Origin of the sequence: Paenibacillus sp. FSL E2-0177 (genome assembly GCF_037992975.1) — a bacterium.
Classification (GTDB): domain Bacteria; phylum Bacillota; class Bacilli; order Paenibacillales; family Paenibacillaceae; genus Paenibacillus_AQ; species Paenibacillus_AQ odorifer.
Map to the genome: position 1 here is coordinate 2136233 of NZ_CP150307.1, position 26737 is coordinate 2162969.

Genomic DNA, 26737 nt, shown 5'->3' on the forward strand with positions numbered 1-26737 from the left:
GAAAAGCCTCACTAACCTATATAAGGGTCAGTGGGGCTTTTTTTTCTGTAACTTGTGTGTTCGTACGTACTATTCAACAAAATATTCATTTTGCTACTTTCCCTTGCTCATAAGCCGCTGCGATAAGTCCTTTAAGGGTTTTTATTGTACTTTCTTCATAACCGGATAACCAATGAATCGTTTCTAGTTCATCCTTCGTCAGTTCCCGGCTAATTATAGACTGGATATCTTCAACAAATGGTCTGTAGCATAGAAGATGCGATTCTTCTAGTGGTTTACCTTCTGGAAACCAAGAACTAATTAAATCCTTTTCAACCCACTCTGCACGCCCTCGATCATTAATACCCTTATACTCCAAATTCATATCGTGAATTCCCCCTATCCATTTTGAAGGTAATCCGAATGTAATCAAATCATAAGTGCTACGATCATTAAATGCAAAAAGTTTTTGATTTATGTGCCCCCGTCGATCACCTAAGGTTAGCTGGGGGTAATATTAACGTCGTTTTTTTACTTTTATTAATGCCGCAATAGAGAGGACCAACGCAGCTACGATGATAATCCATGCGATTACGTTCAACATAATTTATTCCTCCTTCGTATGCCCGCCGGCTAATTGTATCGTTCAAACCGTTTATGTTATGATTGGGTGGAGAGCAAGGGGTGCAACCCTTACTCTCCGGGAACCTATTTACGTTTGCGTGGTCCGCGGCGTTTTTTGGTTCCTTTCTTTTTGTCCTTTAGCAGCAGCGTTGCGGTAATGAGTTGAATGATTGCTGTAAAGAGCGTAACCCAATCTTTCATGTGCCTTGTTCACCTCCTTTCTTATCTTAATTATATACTGGTACCAGTATATTGTCAACATGTTTATATACTGGTAACAGTATATTTTTTGTGGTATCCTATAGCAAAGGGGTGATAACCTATGGAACAGCAAGGCAAGGCATCAACACGCGCAAAAGATAAGTACAACGCCGCAAATTATGATCAAGTAAAGCTTTGGGTAAAAAAAGGCGACAGGGAAAGGATTGACGCTGTTGCTAAGCAACTTGATAAGAGTCGCAACGCCTTCATTTTGGAAGCGATAGAAGAAAAGATAGCAAGAGAATATACAGAGCCGCCACAGGAGTAGTCCTGTACGGCTCTTTTTTGTCATAAAAAACCATTGATTAAAAAACCAATAAGCACATATAATACAAACAAGTGTTCTTATTTTGGAGGCGTTAATAATGTTAAGCGATACACCGCGTAAGCTTTTATTGATCATTACTCATTACTCACGACATTTTGGTCGTCTCCCTTCATTGCCTGAGTTAGAACGATTGAGTGGACGAATGCCAGTTGATATCCGAAATGGGTTGAAAGAGTTGACGGAGGAAAACTACATCGAATGGAATCCAAATACGCCACCTGAAATGGCCTGCATTATCTCTGGTTGGGAAAGAGATAATCCATCACACCGAGATCCAGAAGAGGCACAAAAGGTAAAAAATGTACCTAGCAGCGCTGACTATTGGCTGTATTATTAGGGGGTATATCTATGAAGAGAAAGAAACTCGAAGGTAATGGATTGTGGGAAAGTAGCAGGATGATTATGCCTGAGCATAAAATCAGGATTCTGGACGATGTGCTCAATGAAGAGACACGTAAAAAACCTGATTTAGATCCCCAAGCATTATCAGAAATTTCACAGGTATTAGCTCAATCATTAGAGGATTGTAGTCCGATCACACTTACATTGTTTGATCCGATTGAGAACAAATCAATCCATGGCATAGTTATGAGGGTTGACCGTCAGCTGGGTCAGATTAAGTTTCGTCATGATGATGATTGGGAATGGATTAAGATAGAGGATGTTGTAGGCGCATATACATAGTAAATTTCCAAGCGCTTACGAATTTAAAAACCCCGCCTTTTGATTGGCGGGGTTTAGCTATGTAAAGATGATAAGAATCACAATCAATAGAGCAAAGGCAATACCTATAAACTTAAATATAGTAAGATTCTTTTTTCGGTTTTCAATTTGTTTTGGTGTCATTTCATCCACGTTTAGTGTCGGGTTACTACGACTAGAATGTGACGATTTCCCTCCACCAATTTTTTTAGAGTATGAAAGCCCGGTTCCAGGAAGGGATACTGTAGCCCTTTTCCCACTAGGACCGGCACTAACTCGCGCACCTTTTACACCGGCGCTAATTCCAACGCCCTTTTTACCTACGTTCAACTTTACACCGCCACCAAGATTTATAGACTTTCTAAATCTAAACGAGCCCATAACATTCACTCCATTTAGGGGATTTATTCCTATTGTATAATATAATGATGGTTGACGGTATACAAGTTATTATTAATGGTTTGAACGTCCTTTCGAGATGGCATTTTCATGACTGATAGCATCATTGTACAGAAGAGTTCGCTCACCTTGAGATGATTGCCACGATGATCTACAAGCTGACGAAGGATGCTTCGGTATGTGAATTAGAGGAAGCGGGATTAGGGCCACATTTTGTAGCGCATGATCATGCCCTGTTCTACACGGATGCTAGCGGAGTTCCATTCACCGCAGCCTATATTCAAGCTAAGGGAGACCCGCTGGCAGACCTTTATGAAGACATTGCGGCTGAGGAAAAAGCCCGGGCTACATATCAGTGGCTGATTGACATGACGGATGACGTGGATCTGCAGGATAGCCTTAAGTTCCTGCGGGAGCGGGAGATTGTGCATGCATTACGGTTTAAGGAAGCGGTGCAGATTATTATTGATGATCGGAATCAGAAGCGGGTGTTCTAAGGATTTCTGTGAAAAAGACATTTAAAGCCGTTCTCTTTTAAAAGAGAACGGCTTTTTTACGTTAAAAAATATGGAGGCTCCGCAGGAATTGATAGAAGAAATACCCGCCAAAGCCGATTAATACAACACCTGCGCTGATAGTCACCCATTTAATAGCCGTCCGGTTCATTGCTTTTCGTGTGGTGGATACAATCGTCATCAGGCCAATATCATGGAGCAGGATACCAATCAGGATACCTAATCCTACGAGCAAAAAGCTGCCCGTATTAGTACGGTCAAAGGAGTCGGACAATACGGTACCAAAGATACTAACCCAAAATACCAGGTTTCCTGGTGAGATCGCCACTAGCAAACCATTTTTGTAAGAAGAGAACAGCGATTTGGACGTCTTCTCTCCTCCAAGGGAAATATCATGATCTGCATTCTTGATGCTGTCATATCCAACGTAGCATAGGAAGAGAGCCCCAACTAACCACATGATTACTTGTATGATAGGCATGGAAAGAATAGAAGCTAGACCCAAGTATAAGCCTAGAATTAGGAAGAGGTCGATAGTCATTCCCCCGAGGCCAACAATCCAACCATGCATAAAGCCATTTTTCAAGCCTTGTTTGGTCATTTCAATGGTAATGGTACCTACGGGGAGAGCGATGGAAAAGCCGAGCAAAACGTATGTAAGAAATAAAGCCATTAAAATTAAAAGCCCCCTTTATCAAATTAAACGAAAGTATATTTTACACCATGAATTAATAGGGGGCAATTCTTTTGAGTGAATTTATCTATTACAAATTTGCTCTAAAATTTTCGACCGCTCTAATAGAGACGGTCTTTTTTATTTATTTGAGGATCGCCAGAGATGAATATTAATGGTCTCGATTTTCTTTACCGATGAATTATTGCTCGAAAATTAAAGGGTGACATGAGATGAAAAATGTGATTTAGTTAGGTGAAAGTTAGTATTTAAGCGATTATTTGAAAAAAAAGAGCCTCATTAGCTTCAGCTAACAAGGCTCTTAATACTGTCATGAGTTTGGATTTCATTATTTAATTGTTATCTTTATCGGTTTGCTTGATCAGTTCATAAGCGATATACCCGATCATTCCCAAGAACAACCCTGTGCCTGCAATAATGTAAACGATCGTAAATATTTTTCCGAGTGCTGTCTGGGGAACAAATGTTGGATGACCTAATGTACTAAGCGTTGCAACGCAGAAATAAATAGCATCCAGGACAGACAAACCTTCCTGTTTGACATAAAAAATGGTTCCAGACAACAACGTCATCAAAACTAATAAGAATAATGCTTGGAAATTTTTACGTTTGAGCGCTTTCCATAAGCCCGAGAATAAACGTTTTAAAGTTAGTAAAAATGATAACATGCAGCTCCACCCTTCATTTATATTAGAGCATACATAACAAATCGTAGTCAAACTATTGAAACTAAGCAGCCTCTTATGAGGTTGCTTATTTGTTTTGAGAAATAGTTAGAGTCAGCAGTAACTTCCTGGTTCTCTCCCAAGTTAAATTCCTTCTTAGAGCATAAGTTTCCTTCAATTTGATAGAAATATTCTGATTCATAGGATCTATTATAGAATGTTGATTTCAAAGTAAAGCTTTGAATTCTTCTATTTGGCAATGGAAGCGGATAGGAGTAATGAATAACCTTGAAAAAGTAAATGTGCCAAATGTCTTAAATTGAACTAAAAGAAAAGTATGATGAGGTGACCTTAGAACTGGATCTATATACACTAGTAATTTTACTATTATGAAAATAATGGTTATTTATTGGGGATCTTTGAACCATTTTAGCAAAAAATGTTATGGAAAATATAAACTATTTAGTCTTCAAACCGATAATGCAGTATGTATATCCTAAAATGGAAAAAAATTTATATTTTATTTAAAATTTACACTAATGATTCTTGTTAATCCAAAATTCCTATCCAGTGGTGATGAAAAAGATGAGTGCTCAAGAAATGCTAACCAATCAGGTACAAAGAACCCCTCGAATTAAACCAAATTACCCGGAAGGTGAAATGGTTTTGGAGGATCCTGCCCGGCCATCGGGAAAACCAACCTTCTCATGGTTGACGATTATAGTCCCCCCCATCGGGATGTTAGTCATCTCTATATTTATGTCAACATTGACCAGGTCATTTACCATGCTGATATCAACCATGGGTATGACTCTTCTGACGGTCATGGTTTCAATTTTAAATTATAAATCTAGTGTGAAAAAACATCATGAACAGAACAAAAAACTTGAAAAGAAATATCTCAACTACTTATTTCAGGTTCGTAATGATTTACAAAGTGCCGCGAGTACGCAGCGAGAAGCCTATACATATATCCATCCAAGTATTCAATCTTGTGTTGAAATCGTACGGGGGAGAAGCAAGCAGCTATGGGAAAAAACAGGAATTGAAGATGATTTTCTGAATCTCCGGGTTGGTGCTGGAATCCAGCCGATTGCTCTGGTGCCAACATATAGCTCAAAAGCGAAAGCAATTGATGACGACAACCCACTTGAAGAAATCGCCAGTAAAATATGCGAAGAGATGTATTTTGTACGAGACATTCCAGTCTACATACCGTTAAGGAATATTAATACGCTCGGAATATACGGCAAACAGCAGGAGGTTCGTGATTTCCTCAATGCTGTCCTGGTTCATTTAACAACACACCAAGGCTACGATGATGTAAGGGTAATATGCGTGATGCAGCCTGATGATCTGGAACACTGGGAATGGTTAAAATGGCTGCCCCATACATGGAATAAAGATCGAAGCCAGAGAAGTTTGGCTACAACATCCTTTGATGCCTCTAATATTGCGGATGAATTACTTCCGGAGCTTAGGAAAAGAGAAGAAAACAGCAAGAATGGTTATGGACTACAGCCAATGCAGGCCCCACATTATGTTTTTCTGGTTTTTGCTCCTGAACTGTGGGACAGCACGGATATGATGAAGTATTTGCTCTCGGGCAATGCTTCACTTGGAGTGACCAGCATTTTTACATCAGAGAAGATTGATGTTGCGCTGCCGCTGAATTGCCAGGCTATTCTGGAAATTAAGGGCGGTAAGGGGATGGTTCGCAAAGATACTAATCAGCTGTTAAGTCATTTAGCTGATTATTTTTCTGCCGATTCTCTGGATAAAAAAAATTCGGAGTTTTTTGCCCGTTCTTTGTCTCCGCTCAGAATTAAAGAAGGTCAAAATAACAGCTATATCCCGCCAATGGTTACTTTTCTAGAGAGCTTTGAGGTTGAGCAGGTAGAGTCTCTAAACGTAATGGAACGCTGGTCAAAAAACCAGGCTAACCGTACCATGTCCATTCCTCTGGGGCTCGGGGCAGGTGGTAAATTTCTTTTGTTCGATATGCACGAAAAAAGCTATGGCCCACATGGTCTAGTAGCCGGCACCACCGGATCGGGGAAAAGTGAGCTGCTTCAGTCCCTACTTTTGGGTCTGGCGGTAAATTATCATCCGCATGAGATTGCTTTTGTACTGATTGACTATAAGGGTGGAGGGATGGCTAACGCTTTTCTTGGGCTTCGACATCTGGTGGGAACAATCACCAATCTTGGTGGTAATCAGATCAATCGGGCTCTTGCCTCCATCAAAAGTGAGCTTTTGCGGAGACAGCGACTGTTCAGTGAAGCCGGAGTGACCAGCATTGATAATTACATCGTTCTTTACCGCAATAAGGAAGTTAACCTTCCCTTGCCGCATTTGATCATAGTGGTGGATGAGTTCGCAGAACTTAAATCAGATCAACCGGAATTTATGAAAGAGCTGGTCAGTGCGGCACGGGTCGGAAGAAGCTTGGGGATTCACTTAATATTGGCAACACAAAAACCTTCTGGCGTAGTCGATGACCAGATCTGGAGTAACTCCAGATTCAAATTATGTCTGAAGGTCCAGACACCTTCGGATAGTCAGGAGATGCTAAAACGCACGGAGGCAGCAGAGATCAAAGAAAAAGGCCGTGGGTATTTGCAAGTTGGTAATAATGAAGTATTCACTTTGTTCCAATCCTCCTGGAGCGGAGCGCCTTATCAAGCTGGGGAGACAGATCAGGGTGGAAGTCCCAAGATGGATATCGTTTCACTAAGTGGTGAACGCAGAGCCCTGATTCCGAAGGGGAAAAACAGTGATGATGTCTCGAAACTGAGTGAGCTGCAGGCTGTGGTTAATCATATAGCTGCCATTTCTGCTGAGCAATCGATCGGAGAGGCCTTTCAGCTGTGGCTGCCTCCACTTCCGGAGACCATGACTTTAGCAGATGTTATGGATCAGAATCAGATCTGGGATGGGCAATCATGGAAGCAGCCAGATCAGAATCTTATTGCCACCGTTGGACGAATTGATAATCCGTCAGATCAGGAGCAATACAATCTGGATATTAATTTTAATCAGGACGGACATTTACTGGTTTATGGAGCGCCGAGCAGCGGTAAGACAACGCTGTTAAAGACAATTATCATGTCCCTCGCCTTGAAATATGAACCTGATTACGTTCATTTCTATATATTGGATTTTGGTACACGTACCTTGGGAGTATTCCACGAGCTTCCACATGTAGGGGATATTGTTTTTCCAGAGGACGAACAAAAGCTTGGAAAACTGATCAGTTGGTTGTTGTCCCAACTGGATGAACGCAAACGTAAGTTTTCTCAGCTTGGAATCAGCAATTTGGTCTCTTACAGTGCGGCCACTGGAGAGAAGGTTCCTTACATTGTTATTCTGCTCGATAATTACACAGGATTCTCAGAAGCATATGATGACTTTATCTTAGAGCTTTCCAAGTTGGTGCGTGAAGGTGGTAATTACGGGATATACTTCGTGTTCGCTGCCAATGCTGTAACCTCTTATCCTTACCGAATCAGCCAGAATATTAAGCAGGCTCTAGTATATCAAATGTCTGATAGATTGGATTATTCCAGTATTCTGGGCAGAACAGAAGGGATGGAGCCAACGAATACCGTAGGCCGCGGACTGCTCAAAGATAACCGGATTTTGGAATTTCATACCGCGCTTCCTGTGGATGGCAGCTCGGATGATCAGATTGCTGCCTCTCTCCGCCGGATTAGTTCGGAGATGAAAGCAGTGGCAGGTGTGAATAATCCTGTAGGAATTTCAGTGATCCCGGACAAGCTTTCACTGGCAGAGCTTTTGGAACGTGTGCATAAGGAACAACCGCAAGGGAATTATCTGGTACCGCTTGGGCTGGATTGGGATACTACACTTCCGGTAGAGATTAATGTAAAGCAGGTTAGCAATTTTGTAGTGTCTTACACCACTCAAAAGTATGTGGACTTTAGATTTAACGCCTTAATACAAGTTCTTGATAAATCGGCAGGCGAAATAAACATGGAATTCCATCTGTTTGACAGTGGTGTTGTCAGTATACCAAGCCTGAAAGCTAGTTCAACGATTACCCGCTATATGAGTACAGCTGAGGAGTTTTTACAGCTCACACAATCCTTAGTGAATCAGCTGCAACTAAGGAAAAATGATGCCCGGCAAGCTTTTGCAGATGTCCAAAACCGTGAAGAATTTGACGAGGCTGAGTATATTCTGTCTAAGTACCCGCTTCTTGTCATTGTAATGCCTCATCTTAAGTCTGCTTTTGATCTGATGGAGAATGATTCACTGGATCATTTGGAGCGGATAGCGAGGTTTGGCGGTGGACTTGGTGTAATGCTGCTGGTCGGCAGCGATTCGTTTGAACTGAGTCAAATGCAATTGGTCACTGATTTTGCCGGTGAACTGATTAACAGTGGACATGCATTGTTGTCCGATGGAAGACCCAACGATCATTTGTCTTATGCTCCACTACTCGAGGGATTGGAATACCATGAGCTGAACGAGGTGTTGGACAATACTGAAGCGATGCTGTTAACAGAGGGATCCATTTCACGCCTCAAAATGATTACAGAACTATAGATAAGCAGGTGAAGAAAGCGATGAAGCCGGCTCGTGAAATATTTGAATTGCATCCTTTAGAAATTATCTATTTAACTGCTTTAATAGGAGGAACCAGTTTTCCAGGTCTGGAAATCGATCTTAAAGGCGAATCGGAGCGCAATTTACGCTCCCTAATGGATACACAGATGAGGTCGCTGGAAGTAAAGGGATATTTAGAGGTTGATTTTGTGGGGCTCGCCAAAGTGAATGAAGTGCTTCATAGAGGTATCGCTGTTGCATCCAGTTGCAAATCTTATTGTTGCCAGCTTATGCATACAAATCAGCAGACTTGCAAGGTCTTCTATTTTGTTCAGGATGAAGTATGGTTTGAACTTGAGCATCAGCCGGAAAGTAACACCTATAAGCTTCAGGAGATTTATGCACTACATGAGCTGATGTATCAGGTCATTGAAAGAATCCCTTTAGTGTGGGAATTGAGCGATAAAGAAAAATTACAAAAAGCGATAAATAAAGAAGTAGATCTTGAAACGTGGATGGGGAAATCTCTTCAAGCAGGTGCATTCATAACTTCCTTGGCAGAAATCCAATGCATTACTGAGGAGGCACAGGTGATTCGCGAACTGAACCTGTTGATTCATGAAGAACAAATGTGGCTGCTGCGTGGGGTGGAAGAAGACGTCAGTCAAACCACGCAATCCTTGCCTGCAGTAGTTAATGAGTTATGTAATTGGCTGCAAGAAGCTTAACAAATCTGGGGGATCAGACTATGTCAACTGCACTGACTACTTTTGTATTTAAAGGTGAAAGAGAGAAGTATTTGGATTTGGAAGTCTCTCTTTCTATTTCTACAGGGCAATGTATCGAGCTACTTAAGCAAGCCAACTGGCTTCCGGATAACTGGGAATTTAAATGTGAAGCCAGCCGTACGGGCGAAGAATGGATGGAGTTGGGGCCGCATGCTGTTCTCGCAGAGATTATACAAGGGGACGGAGCCATAGTTCGTATTTTACCCTATTGAGCTGGGAGATCGTAAAGGAGGATTCCTATGAAAAGCGTACACTTAGTCTGCTCGCCTGAACTTATAATGCTGCTATCCAGGTCACTGGAGCATGAGGGTTATGTAATTTCCGGTAAACATTCTACATTACATAGTTTTATAAGTGGTTTCAGTAGCAAGGAAGTCGATCCTTCATCCATTGTAATTATGGAGGGCGGCGCGGGTCTGGGCACACCGGTCAAGGCTGCGGATATTATCAGTTTCATGACACTGATCCGCAAATATCTTAAACATACGCGGCTGATTGTTCAGTTAGACCCGGTGCTGCAAACGGATATTGAATTTATACGGACCCTTGTAAATATGAATATACATGATCTTCAGTTCACTACGGAATTCCAGGGCGATGATCTTCTAAACTGGATCAAAGAGAAAAAAACTACAAGGGATTATTATCATATCCTGGGGAAAAAGAAAGGCCTTTTTGCATCGTTTAAAGGCTCATCATCAAGAGCAGCTTCTGACGCGGCAGTGGAAGAGGCACCGTCTGCTCCTCCGAGACCGGTGGAGTCGCTTACCCGTCCACAGCCAGTGGCGGCCGGTTCCAGAACTGTAGCAGATTCCGCCAACAGGAGACCTTCCGTTGCTCCTCGCTCTTCAGCAGGATCAACCCCGCCTAGACTGGGGCCTCCGGCCAGAAAGGAGACCCTGTCATTAGCCGACGAGGAAACGCTGGAGAGTCTGGAACAATCTATTCCGGTAGAAGAAGAGTCGATGCCAGCAGCAAGTACGAGAATTCTGGGCAGCAATGTACCACTTGTCATCGGAGTTTGTGGTGTCGGAGGGGAAGAAGATGTAGGTGCGGCGGCATTTCTGCTGGCTGCGGGTCTGGCAGAACTGGGCTGGAAGCCTCTAGTATGCGGAGATGACAGGCCCGAAATCAGTTCGCTTGAACAGATTGTTTTTAAGGGGGAGAAAGAAGATTCGGTTTCTACCATGTTCGAATATGAAGGAGTCACTTTCTACCGCAGAGGGTATTCGTGGGATATTTCGGAGCTTTTGGCCAGTGAGTTCACGCATATCATTCTATGGGTGGATATCCATCGGGAGCGGAAGGGCACCAGCGGACTCGAGCTGTGGTGGAACTCGCAAATTCCTATTTTGATAGGCAACGGGGCTATGTGGAAGTATGAACTGCTGAAAGAGAAGCTGAACACCCTTAATCCTTACGAGCGCAAGCGGTGCAGGTTACTGCTGGAAAATGGACATCAGGAAGTATTACAAATGTTGAAAAAGGATTTTTCAGAAATTCAAACGACTCTGATGCCTGCACATCAAGATCCTTTGTATCCAGATAAAGCGGCTGTTGAATGGGTAATGAAGCTGCTGACCGTTCAGAAAAAGCTCTTTCGCAAGCAAACGTTGCTCTGGGGAATTGTTGGGATGGTCTTGTTTGTGACCTTGTTATTAATAGGCATAGGATTTTCATTCGTTCCGGAGAGCCGGTAATTATAAATCAGGAGGCTGGGTATGAATTCAGGTATGGTTAGGGGCATTGCTTTTGATTGCCATCGACTTCTCTCCCCTGCCCAGGAGTGCAGCGATAAGATGAGAGCGGCAATCACAGGAGTGTCTGGTTATTGGGTAGATTTGGGTGGGGAAGAGTTTAAGCAGCATTGTGAGGAATGGATTAAGAAAATGAACGAATTTAAAGCTGCCATAGCCCAAATTGAAGCAAATATGATGAACTATGCAGATAAATTGCAGGTGGAGGAAGAGAGAGCAGAGGCAGCCAGAATTAAGGAAGCCGAAAGACAAGCCTCCGAACGGGCAGCAGCGGCAGCGGCGGCCGCAGCCGCAAAATCTACAGGGAAAATTAAATAGGGATGGAAATGAGGTCTTGAAGTGGCAATACGTAAGCGGAAAAAAATACTGAGATATACGATCCTATCAGGTTGTCTTGTTGCCGTTGCCACATCCGGGGTATGGTTTGCAACTTATCGCCATTATAACGCTAAGCTGATCGATGAGCGGGCAGCTTACGAAGAACAGCTGAATGATAAAGATGAAGTCTTGCAGCGCTATATGGACCAATCCCAGACAGCCTATGTATTGATATCTCCAAAGCTAGCTGGAGAGGTGATTACTGCTGAGGATGTAATGGAAGAGAAGCTACCCAAATTCTCCTCACCGGATAATCTGATCAGCGAGTCTAAAGCAATTGTTGGTAAGTACTTGAAGATTGATGCATTATCAGGCACAGCGGTAACTACTGAAATGATACGTGATGAAGCGAGATTGGAGCCTTCAGAACGAAAAGAAGAGACTGAATATATTAAACTGCCGCTTCGGTTAACGAAAAAAGATGTCGTAGATATTCGGATAGTTTTTCCAAATGGCGAGGATTACATAGTAGTAGGAAAGAAGTCGCTGAAGGACGTAGATTTAGCGAATCAATATACATTTTTTAATGACAATGAAGAAGAAGCACAGCTCCTGCAAGCTGCCCTGGTGGATGCATACATAAATAACGCAGAGCTGTATATGAAACAGTACGTAGAACCAGAGCTTCAGCCTGAACCTGTAGTCAATTATGTCCCTAATCTGGATGTACTTGGAGTAATTAAGGATAATCCTTTCATTATAGATCAGGCCAAGTGGAGTCTTGCTGCCAATCTTCGTAAGGAACTGGAGAAACGGCTCGAAGTTATGGAGGATGAAGATAGAATTCGTGTGGGGGCACAGGCACCAAGCGGCAGTGGTGTGATCCAGAGAAAGGCTGTGCAGGGAGCGGCGGCAGCAGAGGAGGCTGCAAAAGTTGATGACAGCCAATCCGTGAACGGAGTGATAGATCGGACCAATCAAGCGCCGATCGATTCAAGTGCAGACCAGAGTTCAACGGGTGTGACGAATAAAGAAGCAGCCACAGATGACAGTCTGCTGGAAGGAGAGTGACCGATTTGCACATTGTTGTTGCAGGGGATTGCGAGAAGCATGATTTCATACTGGCAGCGGCTATTCTGTTGAGAAGTTATTTCAACAACGATGTCATGATTATTTCGGATAACAGCAGGAATTATCAGTATTTTGAAGGCGAAGTGTCTGGTATAAAGATTGCAGATTCAACCGTAGCTGACAAACCGGATATCGTTCTGTATGACTGGCATCATGGGTATCCTGAGGGTCTTAAGGAGGAGATTATTGTCTTCGCGACTACCTATGACCGTCAGTCTATGGAGAACGTAGATAAGTTGCTGGATCAGAAACGGATGCCTACTGTACTGCTTGTCATAGAAGAAGAATGCGGACTTGGGCTGAAGTATGTGGATAAATATTATCCAGTGATTACTTCGAAAATCAGTTACATCAGTAGTCCGGAGCGAAGAATTAATTGGGTCCATGATGGAAGGGTGGATCTTAAGGTAGATAAGGATTTTGCCGAAGCTGTAAATGACTTTTTGATTGAAATTTGCGATGTTCCAAAGCAAGACATCAAGAAGCTGTGGCAGTATGCAAGGAAACGGGGGTAGGTAATTGTGCTAGTGGCTTTCTGGGGACCTGCTCAAGGGCAGGGGAGAACAACTTCGAATATGGCAGCTGTTGCGGCTACCATAGCGCTAGATCATCATATCCGCGTGTTAATGACACATACGCATTTGGAGCAAGGTGTGCTTGAGCATTTGTTCTCACAGACAAGAACAACGCTTCAATCTGCGAAGACCACAGGTGGAATGGATGCGATTGAGAGATTAGTGCAGTGTGGAATGCTTACACCTGAAGGAATTAGAGATCATGCGGAGTCCATTCTTAAAGATCGGTTGGAACTGCTTAGTGGATCTATGAGTGCTGAGAAACATGAGACAAAGCTCTTGCTTCCGCATATCTTCAAGGATTATCGCAGGTTTTATGATTTGTTATTTGTGGACCTCTCCTCCGAAGATGATCCGGAGGTCGTATCTCTGGTTATGGAACAGGCAGATTTGATTGTGGTTAACCTAAATCAGAATCAGGTAAGTCTGGATTCCTATTTTTTGAACAAAAACAAAGCTCCTGTGCCGAGTCATAAGTCAGTCCTCTATTGTATTGGGGCTTATGAGCGCAGCTCCAGGTTCAATAAAGAGAGAATTATTAAGCTGTATGAATTGAAGAAAAAAGCAGTAGGTGTTATCCCACATCATATTGGTTATATGGATGCTCAAAATGAACGGCGTTTTGTTCAGTTTCTATTGAAGGCAAGAGAAGCTAAATCCCGTTTTCTGGAGTTTAGTGAGGACGGAAACTTCACTGAGGCGGTACGACATATGGGACAGCTTATTCTCCGGATGCTGGAGATTTCTCCAGTATCGGAAGTGGATGCTGCGAATGATTAATCTGATTCTGATCTTTGTAGTCCTGATAGCTATTGGAGTGTTCCTGTACTTATGGCTGGGCAGACGTAAGGATGCTGCTCCACCTTCCGTCCAACTGAAATATGATATGAATGAAATCGTGCAGTTTCTGAGAAGGGCTTTTGAGGAGATTATAGCGGCGTCTCTTTATGAAGGTAGCCCAAGTGAGGAGGAATACAACCGTCGGAAGGCGCGGAGAAGGGAATTGCAGAAAGCGCTCCGAAGTTGCATGCACGGTGATCTTTCCGCTAAGAAATATGTGAAGCTTTATATGAAGGATCTATTAGTTCAGACCTACGGTCTGGATGAAGGAAATGTAGATAAGATTATCAGCTTCGGCCATACGAATCGATTGACTTCACAGGATTGCTTCGATATCTTGCTTTATGTTTTCAAAAAAGATCATGGTCAGAATGCATTTAATGTAATAGTAAGCAAATATAGCCTGGACACATTGCAAAAGCTGCCTGATGGATCTAAGGGGTATAAGATCACCGAAGAACAGATTCGCCATATCTATCAGTCAGAGCAGCCGAGATTGTCTATCCAGGACAAGATTGAAATTATTGTTCAGAGAGCTTATCAAATTTATAAGGGGCTCGGCGTTATTGATGAGCTTCGAGATCAGAACATCGACGGAGTTAATGGAGGAACAAGTGGCATGCCTCCTGATGTCGTGCAGACTACAGATTTTCTGGAATATACGAAGCAGCAGCATTTTATTCCACAATCCTATGATGCGGTGTGGACGTTCTACCGCGGAAAGTCGCTTCACCTGGAATTCTTAAGTTTTGGTTCTGAGAAGGAGCTTAAGCGGGTTTGCCAAAATATCTATGGGTTTGGTAATCCTGGGCAATTAAATGAATCCAAGGGTTATATCATCAACGATATGGCTGATGGTAGCCGGGTCGTGGTTGTGCGGCCCAAAATGGCTGAAAGCTGGGCTTTTTTTGTCCGAAAATTTAACGATTCGCTCGTGGAATTGGATCAGCAGATCCAAGATCAAGGGGCACAGCTTGCGATTGATATGCTTATTTTTCTCATCTTGGGCCATCAGGTCACCGCCATCACTGGCAGACAGGGCTCGGGGAAAACAACGCTGCTTAAGGCACTGATCAAATATATTGATGCGAAGAATATCCGGATTCAGGAGACTTCCTTCGAGATCTGGGCGAGAAAAATGTATCCGGGTAAAAATATTTTATCCTTTAGAGAAACCCCCTCCGTTAGTGGGCAGGATGGGCTGGATGTGCAGAAAAAAACGGATGGCGCTGTGAATATCGTCGGTGAGGCGGCTACTCATAGTGTGGTCAGTTATGTGATTCAGGCAGCCCAGGTAGCTTCTGAATATACTTTGTTTACACACCACGGCAAAACACTGCCCAATTTGGTCAGCGCTTTGCGCAACAGTCTTATCGCATCGGGAGCTTTCAGTAATGAGAAAATTGCTGAGGTTCAGGTTGTTGAGGCGCTTGGTTTCAACGTTCATCTGGTACTACGTGCTGGGAAAAGATATATCGAACGGATTACAGAGATTATCCCGGCAGATCCCCAGTTCGAATATCCTCAGAACTACAAGGATCCTGAGAATATTACGGACAAGCTGGATGCTTTTATGGATACCGTGACCGAATATTTTGGCCGGATGACAGATCGGCGTTCCTATGATTATAAGGATGTCATTGTGTGGGAAGCCGGAGAATACGTGACCAAACATCCGATCAGCAGCCATAAAATCGATGAGATGCGCAAAAATATGGATGAAGAGGATGCACTAGAATTCACTGCATTTCTTGAGAAGTATTGGGGGCAATCCGCATGAATCTGCAAAACCTATTGTTGATTATTTTGGGAACCTCAGGAGTGCTATTGGTTGTCCTGCTTGTACTGCTTAATATAGTGCAGCGTAAATTGAAGGGAACACAATATCAAGAGCAAAGGCGGCTAAAGGCTCTGCTGCCAACGAGAACTAAGGAAAAAAGATGGTTGGAGCAGGCCCATAAAACTTATCCGGTACTTGATGAACTGCCATTAGTGAAGAAACTTCTTCACCGGATGCGCTCGCGTCTGACCTTGGTTCATGCAGGCAATGAAATTATGATCAGAAGTCGTGCGGCTGCGCTGACGCTAATGATTGTTGCTTGTATTCTGATCATTTCGTTGAGTTCATTCCTCTGGACTTCATCGTGGGTAAGCCGTGCGACTATTATGCTAGTCTCAGTTTATCTTGGAGGTGTCCTTAGCGATCTCTTCATTGGGCGTTTAGTGAAGCAGATGTTATATGACCAATCGTCCATGATTCTGGATATTCGCCATGAATATCATCAGTCACATATGGTGCAAGTCAGCTTAGAGAATTCTGCGGAACGGTCGAAACCAATGGTAGCCGTGCATGCTCGGCAGATTGCTGGAATTCTGGCAGCGGTGGACCCGGAAGATGAACTGCAGAAATATTATGAGATTGCACCTAACCGTTATATGAAGCAACTAGCTGGAGTGAGTTACAAAATAGGTGAATATGGCGACGCGGATATCCATAAAGGGGAGCGTTCGATTTATCTATCGATGCTTGGCAATATTAGAGAAGAGATTCATATGGATATTAATCGGCGTGAGCGAATCGATCGTTTGTTATACGGTATTGTTTTTGTAGCCATTTCGCCGGTATTCATGCTGGATCCAATCCGCAATTGGGCGGAGGGAATGTTTCCTATTGTATCTAATTACTACAATTCGGCCTGGGGGTTATATTCTTTAATCTTACTTTATATCACTTTCATAATATCGTTTATTGCCTTGCGGATTCTCAAGGGTGTGGATGAAGACACTCAATCTATCAAAGATGAGGGTAAGTGGTTAAATCGGATCCTGAAGAAAAAATGGATTTTCAAACTGGTGGATCGGATCACGCCGGCAGAACATGAGCCTCTTCATTTCAAGGTAGCCGGCAAATTGAAGGATGCTAACTCCGGGTTGTCGCAACATGCCTTCTTTCTGCAGAAAACACTAGCGGCAGTCGTGATCTTTGTGCTGATCGTATCGCTTCAATTCTCGATCCATGCCAGTATCAAGCATAACATCCTGTATCCCAATAAGCAGATCACCACAGGCGGCAATCAGACAGAATCTCAGAAGCTGCTGAGCGAGGAACGGTACGCTTTTGAGCAGACTTTAATTGGAGAACTGGTAGCGAAGGATATTACACCGGATCAGATGTTGCCCTACATTCAGGAGAAAGCGGAGAATAAGTCTTTCCTTCAGAACAATCTGAACCAGAATGCCTATGCTGCACAGTTAATGAACAGGGTAGAGCAATATCATGAGGAGTACTACAAATGGTATGAACTTTTGCTGGCTTTTGGGCTGGCAGTGGCAGGGTTTTATCTTCCGGATGCTTACTTAATCATTCGTACTCAGCTGCGAAAGTGGGAAATGCAGAATGAGGTGGATGGCTTCAATACACTTTCCATGATGCTGTCTCAATTTCCGAATATCAGCGTGTACGAAATGATAGAGTGGCTGCATCGTTACAGCTATATTTTTGAGCGGCAGCTGCTGCGCTGCATGCTGGATTATGAGGCTGGAGGCTGGAGTGCCATTGAGAATCTGAAGGAGGACGCACGTTTCGTTCCCCTCGAACGGCTCGCAGACCGCTTGCAGGTTGCAGCCGATCTGATCCCGGTGAAGAAGGCGTTTGATGATATGGATGCGGAGAGGGCATTCGCGATGGATCAACGCAAGGAGCACTATGAGAAGGTCATCAGCAGGAAAAGTACACTGGGTAAAATGTTTGGGTTCTTGCCGATGCAGGCAACGTTCACCTTATATTTACTGCTTCCCTTCGTCTATATGGCCTTCCAGCAGCTGGGTGACCTGACTGTTGTAACTGGCAAAATGTGAAGGAGATACAGGCATGGAGAATATAGCAAGCTTTTTGAAAACAACAATATCGATTCTGATCACACTGGCCATTATATCATCCGGTCTGTTCTTGTGGGGGAAGACACAGCCAGTTGTCGAATTGGCGAATAGCCAGGCGGCGGCACAGGCCAGGGAGCTTTCGGAGCAGCAATATTCCGCATTTGACAATCAGATTGTCAGCGGCTCCCAGATTCTCACAGCTTATCGGAGGTACGAGTCGCAGCAAGGCTTCTGCCTATACGTTGAGAAACCATATGCTAATGGTCAGAATGAGGCAGAAAGAAGATTTAGCATGAATCCAAGTGGAGAAGGTTATTGCCGTGCGTTTGATTATTCCGGAGCGAAGTTCAAGGAGGGAAGCGAAAGTGGTGTAGATGAAGAAGAAATCTCGAATGCTTCAGGACAATATTATATCAGTCCACAAGCTAGATATAGGGCGAGGCTGATAAAAGATAAAAATGAGCGAATTGCAGCTATTTATTTCGTAGCGGAGTAGATCCGTAAAGAGCAAAAAAATAAAAACCAGCTTTAAATAAGGTGAGGAGGAAACATCATGGAGAATATCTCGACCGGACTTAAATGGGTTATCGGCATTATTGTTACCATTCTGATTATTGCCGCAGGCGTAAGTATTTATCTGGTTATCAACAACTACTTCATCCGCGCACAGGAACAGACTCTGGCCCAAACCCAAATGATTAATCAAGCGGAGTTCAACAGCTATGATAACAAGGATGTATCCGGCCAGGATGTGATTAATGCGGCAATGCGGTATAAGGGACGTCCGCAGTTCGCGATTTTGATTAAAACAGGGGAAAACAAGACAGGATTCTATGCGGAGAATACTTATAAATCTAATTACGAAGAACCTAAAGATACGTCTAATCCGGTAGTTGATTTATCTAAGGACAACGGAACAACTAGTGTCAGTGTTTCGACGATGCTTGATCAGACAAATTCAGATTCATATAACAGTGATAATTATTTAGTAAATACACTCTCCGTCTTTAAAGCGGTTGTTTATAAGGACAGCAATGAGGAGGTTCGCTTAATAGTTTTTACCCAGAAATAAAAACGATATCGAAAAGGGTGGGTATAGATGGAGAATATTTCTACGGGACTTAAATGGGTGATTGGCATTATTGTCACCATTCTGATTATTGCCGCAGGTGTCAGTATATATCTTGTCATTAATAATTATTTCATCCGTGCCCAGGAGCAGACCTTGGCCCAGACTCAGATGATCAATCAAGCGGAGTTCAATTCTTATGATAACAAGGATGTATCTGGTCAGGATGTTATTAACGCGGCAATGAGATATAAGGGACGTCCGCAATTTTCTATTCTGATAAAGACTGGAGTAAATAAAACTGGTTTTTATGCGAAAAACACATATGAAACTTATTATGAGCCTGCGAAAGCGGCCAGTGGCGGAAACCCGGCATCAGAGCTTGATCTTGGAGACAAGAACAGTGGTGCTGATAACTTTAGTGTATCAGCAATGCTCGACCAGAGCTCTAACCAAGATAACAGTAAAAACTGTAATGTCAATACGCTTTCTATTTTTAGAGCTACCTTACATAAGGACAAAAATGATGAGGTTCGAATTATTGAATTTAATCAGAATCCGGATCATAAATGAAAACTAGCACTCAATTTCTACTAACCCTCTTTGCTTGGATCTTGTTTGCTGTCGGCGGATTTACGTTTTTGCGGCTGGAGATGGAGAGTTCTGTTCCAAACAGGCACTATGAGCTGCCGACAGTTGCATCGGCACCTTACAAAGGGATAGGTGATTTGAACAAAATTAGCGGTGAGCAGGTCATTGGTATGATCTCTCCAGCACTGGAGGGGGAATTTATTTTATATATCGATGGCATTGCAATTAATGAGGAAACGGACCTTACAGCAGTGGATTTGCGTGGAGTGCCTGATGCTGCTTATCAGTTAAGAGTCACGCGAACCGATGAGATGATTACGCAAATCTCCGCCACCCGCTAGAAAGGAGGAGCCGCATGGCAGACGCGCTGAAAGGTGTAATTATTATTATTTTGCTGGCATTTGTGTTCGGAGTCTATCCGGCATTCCGTCAATCCGAAGTTGTAGAAAGGAATACTAAGCTCGCCGCCAATGCGGCTGTGGTGGAATTCGTGGATACCGTTCGTGCTAAAGGATACTTGGATACTTCCGATTATGAGCTGTTTCTTCATTCGTTGGATGCTTCATATGGTGTTTTCAAAGTGCAAATGGAGTATTACAAAAAGAATTTACAGCCCTTATATACGAATCCTGATGATTATTCTACATTCCAGAACAGCTTTAGTGTCCGATATGACGGATATTTCAGCAAGGATATTTTGGAAATCTTATATCCGCATTCAGGAACTTTACTGGCTGCAGATGATCCAGGTAGAAGGTTTACCATGCATGTAGGCGATCTGTTCAATGTCCGGTTAGAATCTGAAGGGACGACACTTGCCTCACGGATGCGATCGCTCTTGTTTCATAGTGAAATGATTCCGGTCAATTTGAAGTATGGGGGGATGGTCCGAAGTGAAGCCCCTTAGTGTTGTGCTTGTTTTTCTAATTCTGGTCATTCCTCTTGTTCTTATGGGCGACACTCGAGAAGATCTTCAGGTCTTCAATCAGGACATGTATAAACGCTATTCGGATGATTTTCAAGCCGCAGTGGATGATGCTGGTGATTATCTGTCACGACTGGAACAGCAGCCTACTACCACAGCAGTGCACTATGGGCGGGAACGCCAACTGCAACTGGATCAGGATGTGCTAAGTGTTTTTTACAGTGATTTAGCTTTGAAATTTGGGCTGGAGAACAACCAGACTGAAATGAACAATTTAAAAATGCATATACCCGCACTGGTGATGTTTGGATATAGCGGCTATACGTTGGTTACTTTGGACGACACGGCTAGTAATAGCGGGAAGGATGAACTTAAGCCTGTGAGTTGGCCTGAGCGTCCATATTATTACAAGCTTCAGAACGGCAATTTGCTTTATTTCACTTTGGACGATAATGCGCGGGTGTATGATACTACCTCTAATGAATTCTATGAGGGGGAGTATACAACCCTAGCGGCTGAGACCAATCTTAATCCTCTGACCTCTATAGAACTATTTCACGAAATCCGGCAGAGTACGATCACATCACTCGTTGAAAAAGACTTGGCAACAGCCATTAACAGACATTTGGAGCTAGTGAAACGAATGGGCTTGTCGATTCAGTTCACCCTTCCCCGCGGCTTGCAGGAGCAATCCATACAGGATGTAGGGATCATGGCTTTTATTCAAGGTTATCCACTTCCTGGGGGAGAACTGCTGGATGCATATTCCTTAGGTAGTGGGGCAGTAATGCGAAGAAAGGTTCTGATAGGTACCCGGAATTCAGCAGGGAGACATATTGCTTACGGAGAAAGCTGTGTACCCTCGGGGGTTACTGTTATAGAAAGTCTGTTCGATCCAGAGGAGGCTGCGCGAAAAGGGTATTTTATTGAGGATTGTGCGGTTAGGTGATAGATGTGGGAGTAAAAGATTTGGTATGGAGAATAGGGTCATTGGATTAAAAAAAGTTTCATTGTGGAGGAGTGAGAACATGAGGAATTTTAAGTTTAATAGTCTATCAGCAATTATTAGATCAAAGAAGGCAAGAAGAGGCATGACTATAGTCATTTGTGTGTTCGCAAGCTTAGTGTTGTTAATTACTACAGCGGGAGCGGCAGGAACAGCTGCCAAAGCAGTGAACGTCATCATGGACGGCATTAAATATCCACTGACAAAGGGACATCCTTATTCAGAAAATGGGACGACAATGATCCCATTCCGCATGATTTCAGGAAAACTCGGCACACAAGCTAACTGGAATGCAGCAAACAAAACGTTAACTCTGCAGCAAAAAGAAAACAAAATTGTACTGACAGTAGGTTCTTCTTTTGCGAAAGTGAACGGGCAACTAGTAGCGCTTGGTGCTATGGTTGTACAAAAAGATGGAATGACGATGATTCCATTAACCGTTGTCTCTGATCTGTTATCCGCAGAAGTGGAGGTGGACGAATTTTCTCAAAGTGTGAACATTCACACGCCGGGTAAAGATTTAGGGGAACTTGATTATTTTGGAAGGAAAATACGTACGACAAACCTACCTAAGAACTATAAAGATTACCCATACATTCTGGAAGACATCCCGAATGAAATGTACGAAATGAGGCATACCATAAACTACTCTGCTGGGAATGCTGAGACTGGAGCGCAGGTGTTTAGCAAAAAAGAGTTAACGAGTGAAGATATGGCCAAAATCATTAAACGTATGAAAATTGGGTTTGATCTACGGTTGAATGTGGATTATAAAACGATTAATCCGGCAAGTTATGCGAAAGAATCCTTTAAGTACGAGAATCAATCGTCTTCTATCCGGGAAAAGGAAATTGAAGAATATGCCGAATGGGTGAAGAAAAATAAGATTCAAATTGAAGGGGCAATTGACCCTGAATCGTCCGTGTTGTATTACCCAGGAACCGGGGATTACCGCGTTCGATCCATGTTCCGATTCAGAATTAATAGTTTTACAGAGTATAAGGACTTATTTAATGACGTATACTTCAAACTTGCTGAATTCAGACTTCACGAGAAATTAAAAAAAGGGGTCTGGTATGAGGGTTATGCTGATTTAAGTATCTCTACGAATTACTATAATCCTATAGTAGGTGAGCATTTTAATATAGATGCACTCTCAAGCTTGTTTGAAAACACCACCCTTCATGAAGTGAAGTGATGAAAGATGCGGCGTAAATGCCTCGGTTGTCTATTGTTAATTCTAATAAATTCTTTATTGTTTTCTCCTTTTATAAGTCTTGTAGAGGCTGCCTTTATGGCCAAGTTTAAAGATGGGGCATTTCTTTATACAACAACTTCCAATGAAGCTTCTTCGAGTATAAGATTCCAGACGGTAGGTTGGTATATTCATACCCAACCAACGTGTGCATCCTCTGGAGCCTATGGAGGTGAAGTGCAATGCGACCCTACCTCATTGCCTTCTAATCAACGTATTAAATTACAAGATAATGGCGGAGGGCATGTGAAATCAGAAACTATTGTAGATGGGATAGTGACTACAAACTTCGAATGGACTAAAGCAGAAGTGCTCGCCGCTATTGGACAAGCTAAGGCGGAACAAGTCATCTCTGAAGGCACTCCATTATACGCTAGCGCCATAATGCGAGTAGTGACGGGGTCCAGAACGAACCCAATCCAAGTTTCTGGACCCTATCATACGTTGTATGATATTAAACACGCAGAGAGTTGGGCTCATCCAGAAGATTTGAGACAATATTTCGATGTCACAGTTCCCTTTCAGGGGGAAAATTATCCGGTTAATATGATTCTTAAACTTTCGAACGGAATCGTGGTGAGCGATCAATTAATTGGTAATTATAAGGCTGGTTATAACATTGTAAAGTCTTTTCCCCTGACCGTTCAATACGAGGGAGAGGAATATCAAATTAACCAATCTTGGCTTTCTCCGATTCTGAGGCCAAGCGATCAATTATATATTCAAAGCAAAGCTTCGAATGATCCCAGCTTAGTTCAGCGTAATTTTAAGGTTTATGTAGGTGGAGTCAAAATGGTGGCCAGTTACAAAAAAGTTGGTAGCCCTCCCACCGAGGGAGAAGGCTCAGGCGAATGTAAGTATACTATTGATCCACCAAACAAGATCGCTGCTCCGCAAACGTCATTTATGGAACCGGATGCGAACGGGGCAATTCTAGGTGATGATACAGCAAATGGACGCCATTTTGATGCACCGGTGGGAATCCCCACCTCTGAGAGTTTATTTTCCAATGTGTGGGGAAAGAACTATTTGTTTGAACATACCTTCGCCAATATGGCAGGTCAGATTCGTTATTCCTGCAGTGTTAAAGTTACATATCCGACGAAGTGGGAGGAAGCGCAGCCGAATCTTCCAGGACCAAATGGAACATCGATTCCTCAAGCTCCGCTTCCTAAAACAGGGAAATTTGATAAGAACTATACCTTTGACTTGACTCCAAAAGAATATGCGTACTGGCAGGTAGATCAGTTAGCTGTTTATCAAATCGATCGTGCCCAGATGGAGAACTATGCGCTGCCTGGAGGAGAAGTCACTCTATATCCTAATAATTATGGTTCGCCGACGCTTGAGCTTACCAATAGTACAGAAGTAGAAGACCATGTTGTTCCCCAAGATACGGGAGGGATAGAATTCAAGCCAGAAGTGGTAGATGGTGGAGACCACGAACCGGGTCCTGAAGATGTTGATGATACAGACGTGCTCACAGACCTTGCGGAAATGCAGACCAAAGATCCTGAGGTGCAGAATGACCGACTAGTATTTAACGGGGAAACGATTATGGATGATACCGTTGCTAACAAGACCGGGCCTACCCCAGGGAGGATTCCTGATCCGCAAATCATCGGAGACGAGGTGCTTTACGAGGGCCAGTTGATGATCAATAGCGGTTTACTCAATCGGCAGAATACAACCAGCACGGGTACCATTTATTATACAATGCTGTCGGAGAACGTAGAGGGAAACGGAGATCAGGAATTTTTGATCTCTCCGATTAACTCCGTCACCGTGCACACACCGGTCGTCAACTACTCGCTACTTCCAGACGATAACCGCCCATTCGATCAACGTATGACACCGGATATGACTAGGGTTGTGCTGATCTTGGATCGGCCGTTCACCATACATTTTACGGAGAGTGGCCAGCATCTCAATATCCCTGGGTACGGCAACCGGGATTATGCCAAATACACGAAAAACAAGCGGATTCAATTTCCGTTTGGTGTGTTTCAAGGCAGCCAGTATTACCCAGAGAATACCTGGATCTACATCCCTGTTGGAACACCGTCCATGACCTTTACTATGCCAACCTGGGTGAATGAAGGCGACTATACCATTTATACGCAGTCTTGGGCTATAAACGCCCCGTCAGATGGATCGGATCTTTGCGAGGAGAACTTGAACGGTAATTTGACGAATTACTGCGCTTCGGAGAGTTTTAATATTGGGGTCGTCGGTCGACTGTTCGATTTTCGGATTTGGGACATCGGTGATTTTCGGTTTGAAAAGGTGTTTCGAACTGGCGTGGGGACACTTGAGCATAGCAACACGATGTACTATACGGGAGGGAATGATGAGAATGGCATACCGACCGCTTTAAGCGGACAACCACAGTGGCAGCTGCCGATCCGCAAGGGTTCTCATCCTACGGAGCAACGGACGGTACCGCATAACGGCTATTCCTTCTTGTTTGACTTCCGGACCATCGGGAACCTGTGGCAGCCGGGCGAGGGTATCCGGATCGAGCCAAGCTTCTATTTTATTCCGAAAAACGGAGGTACAGCGACACCTGTCGATCTGTACTATGATATCTCCGGTTCGAATAATAAAATGATCGGAGTCGGCTCTTCCAAGGATAAGCTGAGTTATTCTCGGACCTACCGCTTGGCGGATGGCTTGCGAAATATATCGAGTGGTGAATTATCGACGGCAGCAAGCTATGAGTACAATTACATACTGTCCGAGGCGGAGCGGGAAAAGACCTCTTGGCTGAAGTTCTATCAGCAATATACAAAGCGCAAAACTAAAATCGCTACAGGCTATAACCTAGAGCTTCTACCTTATAAATCGAGAACCTTAGTAGGTCCGACTGATATCCCTAATGGAGTGAATCCGATAGCGGCGGTTCGGAGCGTTCAACACTGGTACGGAGAATACAACCTGCCGATAGCCCCTTACATCCTGCCTAAAGGAACAGACATTGTCACCCTGGCGAATCATTATGGAGGGGCACTAGATGGGCATGAGCAGGAGTTTATCACTGGCGGCTATATCCTGGTAAATTTCGAAATTTATACGGTTAAAAATGGGGATGCCGACACTCGTATTTTAGGCTACAAGGCACCTATTGCTAACATGTGGGCGATTGAAGGTCAGATGACTGGGAGCACAGATGAAATGGGGCAAACGTTCTCTTTTTCCTCTGGGGATATCATTCTGTTTGAATCAGATTACTCTGTACGAAATGATTATCAGGGGCAGGCAAAATAAACTTTAGAAAAAAATAACTTAAATGTTTTATTTATCTTTAAATGGATTTAAATATAAACTTTATATCATTGAAGACCGATAATTATATAAAGGAAACCGGAGCTATAATAATGAACTTGAAAGATCTTTTGGGGTGTTAAAAAGTATTTTTTAAGTTCATTTTTATATAAAAAAATCACTTAAAGGAGAGGTTAATAATGGCAGAAAAAGTTACATTGAGTTACGAAGGATTAGCAGGGCAGGCAAGTACAGTTTTGAAACAAAAACTAGAGTACGATGCATTAATGAAAAAGATTATGACGACTGCAACGAATCTGAATAGTATTTGGGAGGATGCAGCAGCTAGAGACTTTGCTGAAAAGGTAAAAAGTATGCAGAAAACTTTCGATGCATTTGGTAAAGCGCTTGAGGATATTGGAACTCATATGAATAATGTATCTAAGAGTTATTCGCAATTATCTAGAGATATTAAGACTTCTCAAAAAGGTTTCTAGGAATCTTTAATATGATTTAGACAGCAAGAGCTCTAATACATAAGAATTCAATTAGCTATGCAGAGTGCTGCATAGCTAATTTTATTAGAAGCAAGCAGGGGGA

The 26737-nt window shown here is 43.1% G+C and carries 25 protein-coding genes and 2 pseudogenes; 23 read left to right on the plus strand and 4 right to left on the minus strand.

Translation table 11 applies throughout. The annotated features are described in order from the left end of the window. Positions 1-85 precede the first annotated feature (85 nt). Complete coding sequence (locus MHI25_RS09380; RefSeq protein ID WP_340395308.1) at positions 86-364, minus strand: hypothetical protein; 279 nt, start codon at positions 362-364, stop codon at positions 86-88. A gap of 561 nt (positions 365-925) precedes the next feature. Here MHI25_RS09380 and MHI25_RS09385 point away from each other — a divergent pair. The 3 genes from MHI25_RS09385 (at position 926) to MHI25_RS09395 (ending at position 1876) form a co-directional block, all read left to right on the plus strand. Beyond that, positions 926-1132 (plus strand): transcriptional regulator, encoded by a 207-nt coding sequence (locus MHI25_RS09385; RefSeq protein WP_076208693.1) that lies wholly within the window; start codon positions 926-928, stop codon positions 1130-1132. 97 nt (positions 1133-1229) lie between these two features. Further along, entirely contained in the window at positions 1230-1529 is a 300-nt protein-coding gene (locus MHI25_RS09390; protein WP_340395309.1) for a hypothetical protein, read from the plus strand. An 11-nt stretch (positions 1530-1540) separates the two neighbouring features. Further along, the gene (locus MHI25_RS09395; protein ID WP_340395310.1) at positions 1541-1876 is read left to right on the plus strand and encodes a YolD-like family protein; all 336 of its coding nucleotides are present in this window, start codon (positions 1541-1543) and stop codon (positions 1874-1876) included. Positions 1877-2092: 216 nt separating this feature from the next. On the opposite strand, the pseudogene MHI25_RS09400 reads toward MHI25_RS09395, so the two are convergent. After that, a pseudogene (locus tag MHI25_RS09400) lies at positions 2093-2275 on the minus strand (DUF4236 domain-containing protein); the annotation flags it as partial. A 128-nt stretch (positions 2276-2403) separates the two neighbouring features. Between MHI25_RS09400 and MHI25_RS09405 the strand changes: the two are divergent. Further along, positions 2404-2790, plus strand: a pseudogene (locus MHI25_RS09405) (manganese catalase family protein); the annotation flags it as partial. Between the two features lie 61 nt (positions 2791-2851). Here the strand turns inward: MHI25_RS09405 and MHI25_RS09410 are convergent. Together MHI25_RS09410 and MHI25_RS09415 are read right to left on the minus strand one after the other, a co-directional pair. Next, on the minus strand, positions 2852-3481 hold the full coding sequence (locus MHI25_RS09410) for a LysE family transporter (protein ID WP_339247517.1): 630 nt from the start codon (positions 3479-3481) through the stop codon (positions 2852-2854). Positions 3482-3834: 353 nt separating this feature from the next. Next, positions 3835-4170: a potassium channel family protein gene (locus MHI25_RS09415; protein ID WP_076124810.1), complete on the minus strand. Its 336-nt coding sequence runs from the start codon at positions 4168-4170 to the stop codon at positions 3835-3837. A 582-nt stretch (positions 4171-4752) separates the two neighbouring features. Between MHI25_RS09415 and essC the strand changes: the two genes are divergently transcribed. The 19 genes from essC to MHI25_RS09510 all read left to right on the plus strand — a co-directional run bounded on the left by essC (position 4753) and on the right by MHI25_RS09510 (position 26634). Beyond that, positions 4753-8739, plus strand: coding sequence for a type VII secretion protein EssC (gene essC, locus MHI25_RS09420; RefSeq protein ID WP_340395311.1), 3987 nt, complete (start codon positions 4753-4755; stop codon positions 8737-8739). A 20-nt stretch (positions 8740-8759) separates the two neighbouring features. Further along, positions 8760-9467, plus strand: coding sequence for a hypothetical protein (locus MHI25_RS09425; RefSeq protein WP_076279384.1), 708 nt, complete (start codon positions 8760-8762; stop codon positions 9465-9467). A 20-nt stretch (positions 9468-9487) separates the two neighbouring features. Next, entirely contained in the window at positions 9488-9739 is a 252-nt protein-coding gene (locus MHI25_RS09430) for a hypothetical protein (RefSeq protein WP_076104573.1), read from the plus strand. 27 nt (positions 9740-9766) lie between these two features. Beyond that, positions 9767-11227 (plus strand): hypothetical protein, encoded by a 1461-nt coding sequence (locus tag MHI25_RS09435; protein WP_340395312.1) that lies wholly within the window; start codon positions 9767-9769, stop codon positions 11225-11227. A 21-nt stretch (positions 11228-11248) separates the two neighbouring features. Further along, positions 11249-11602, plus strand: a complete 354-nt coding sequence (locus MHI25_RS09440; RefSeq protein WP_076279382.1) for a hypothetical protein — start codon at positions 11249-11251, stop codon at positions 11600-11602. A 21-nt stretch (positions 11603-11623) separates the two neighbouring features. Beyond that, positions 11624-12673 (plus strand): SAF domain-containing protein, encoded by a 1050-nt coding sequence (locus tag MHI25_RS09445; protein ID WP_076219075.1) that lies wholly within the window; start codon positions 11624-11626, stop codon positions 12671-12673. 5 nt (positions 12674-12678) lie between these two features. Further along, entirely contained in the window at positions 12679-13248 is a 570-nt protein-coding gene (locus MHI25_RS09450; protein WP_076303953.1) for a hypothetical protein, read from the plus strand. Positions 13249-13254: 6 nt separating this feature from the next. Then, positions 13255-14088 (plus strand): hypothetical protein, encoded by an 834-nt coding sequence (locus tag MHI25_RS09455; protein WP_076219077.1) that lies wholly within the window; start codon positions 13255-13257, stop codon positions 14086-14088. Then, positions 14081-15928: an ATPase, T2SS/T4P/T4SS family gene (locus MHI25_RS09460; protein ID WP_340395313.1), complete on the plus strand. Its 1848-nt coding sequence runs from the start codon at positions 14081-14083 to the stop codon at positions 15926-15928. The genes MHI25_RS09455 and MHI25_RS09460 overlap by 8 nt, the downstream gene beginning before the upstream one ends. Next, positions 15925-18006 (plus strand): hypothetical protein, encoded by a 2082-nt coding sequence (locus tag MHI25_RS09465; RefSeq protein ID WP_076309115.1) that lies wholly within the window; start codon positions 15925-15927, stop codon positions 18004-18006. Before MHI25_RS09460 ends, MHI25_RS09465 begins: the two co-directional genes overlap by 4 nt. 13 nt (positions 18007-18019) lie before the next feature. Continuing rightward, positions 18020-18523: a hypothetical protein gene (locus MHI25_RS09470; protein ID WP_340395314.1), complete on the plus strand. Its 504-nt coding sequence runs from the start codon at positions 18020-18022 to the stop codon at positions 18521-18523. A gap of 57 nt (positions 18524-18580) precedes the next feature. Further along, positions 18581-19099: a hypothetical protein gene (locus tag MHI25_RS09475; protein ID WP_076303955.1), complete on the plus strand. Its 519-nt coding sequence runs from the start codon at positions 18581-18583 to the stop codon at positions 19097-19099. Between the two features lie 27 nt (positions 19100-19126). Continuing rightward, positions 19127-19669: a hypothetical protein gene (locus MHI25_RS09480; RefSeq protein ID WP_076279376.1), complete on the plus strand. Its 543-nt coding sequence runs from the start codon at positions 19127-19129 to the stop codon at positions 19667-19669. Further along, entirely contained in the window at positions 19666-20028 is a 363-nt protein-coding gene (locus MHI25_RS09485) for a hypothetical protein (protein ID WP_076309117.1), read from the plus strand. The genes MHI25_RS09480 and MHI25_RS09485 overlap by 4 nt, the downstream gene beginning before the upstream one ends. A gap of 14 nt (positions 20029-20042) precedes the next feature. Further along, on the plus strand, positions 20043-20594 hold the full coding sequence (locus MHI25_RS09490; protein ID WP_076279374.1) for a hypothetical protein: 552 nt from the start codon (positions 20043-20045) through the stop codon (positions 20592-20594). Then, positions 20581-21561, plus strand: coding sequence for a hypothetical protein (locus tag MHI25_RS09495; RefSeq protein ID WP_340395315.1), 981 nt, complete (start codon positions 20581-20583; stop codon positions 21559-21561). Before MHI25_RS09490 ends, MHI25_RS09495 begins: the two co-directional genes overlap by 14 nt. 79 nt (positions 21562-21640) lie before the next feature. Further along, complete coding sequence (locus MHI25_RS09500; RefSeq protein WP_340395316.1) at positions 21641-22816, plus strand: copper amine oxidase N-terminal domain-containing protein; 1176 nt, start codon at positions 21641-21643, stop codon at positions 22814-22816. A 96-nt stretch (positions 22817-22912) separates the two neighbouring features. Beyond that, entirely contained in the window at positions 22913-26140 is a 3228-nt protein-coding gene (locus tag MHI25_RS09505) for a DUF5704 domain-containing protein (RefSeq protein WP_340395317.1), read from the plus strand. A 197-nt stretch (positions 26141-26337) separates the two neighbouring features. Next, the gene (locus MHI25_RS09510; RefSeq protein ID WP_076104587.1) at positions 26338-26634 is read left to right on the plus strand and encodes a WXG100 family type VII secretion target; all 297 of its coding nucleotides are present in this window, start codon (positions 26338-26340) and stop codon (positions 26632-26634) included. Positions 26635-26737: the final 103 nt, after the last annotated feature.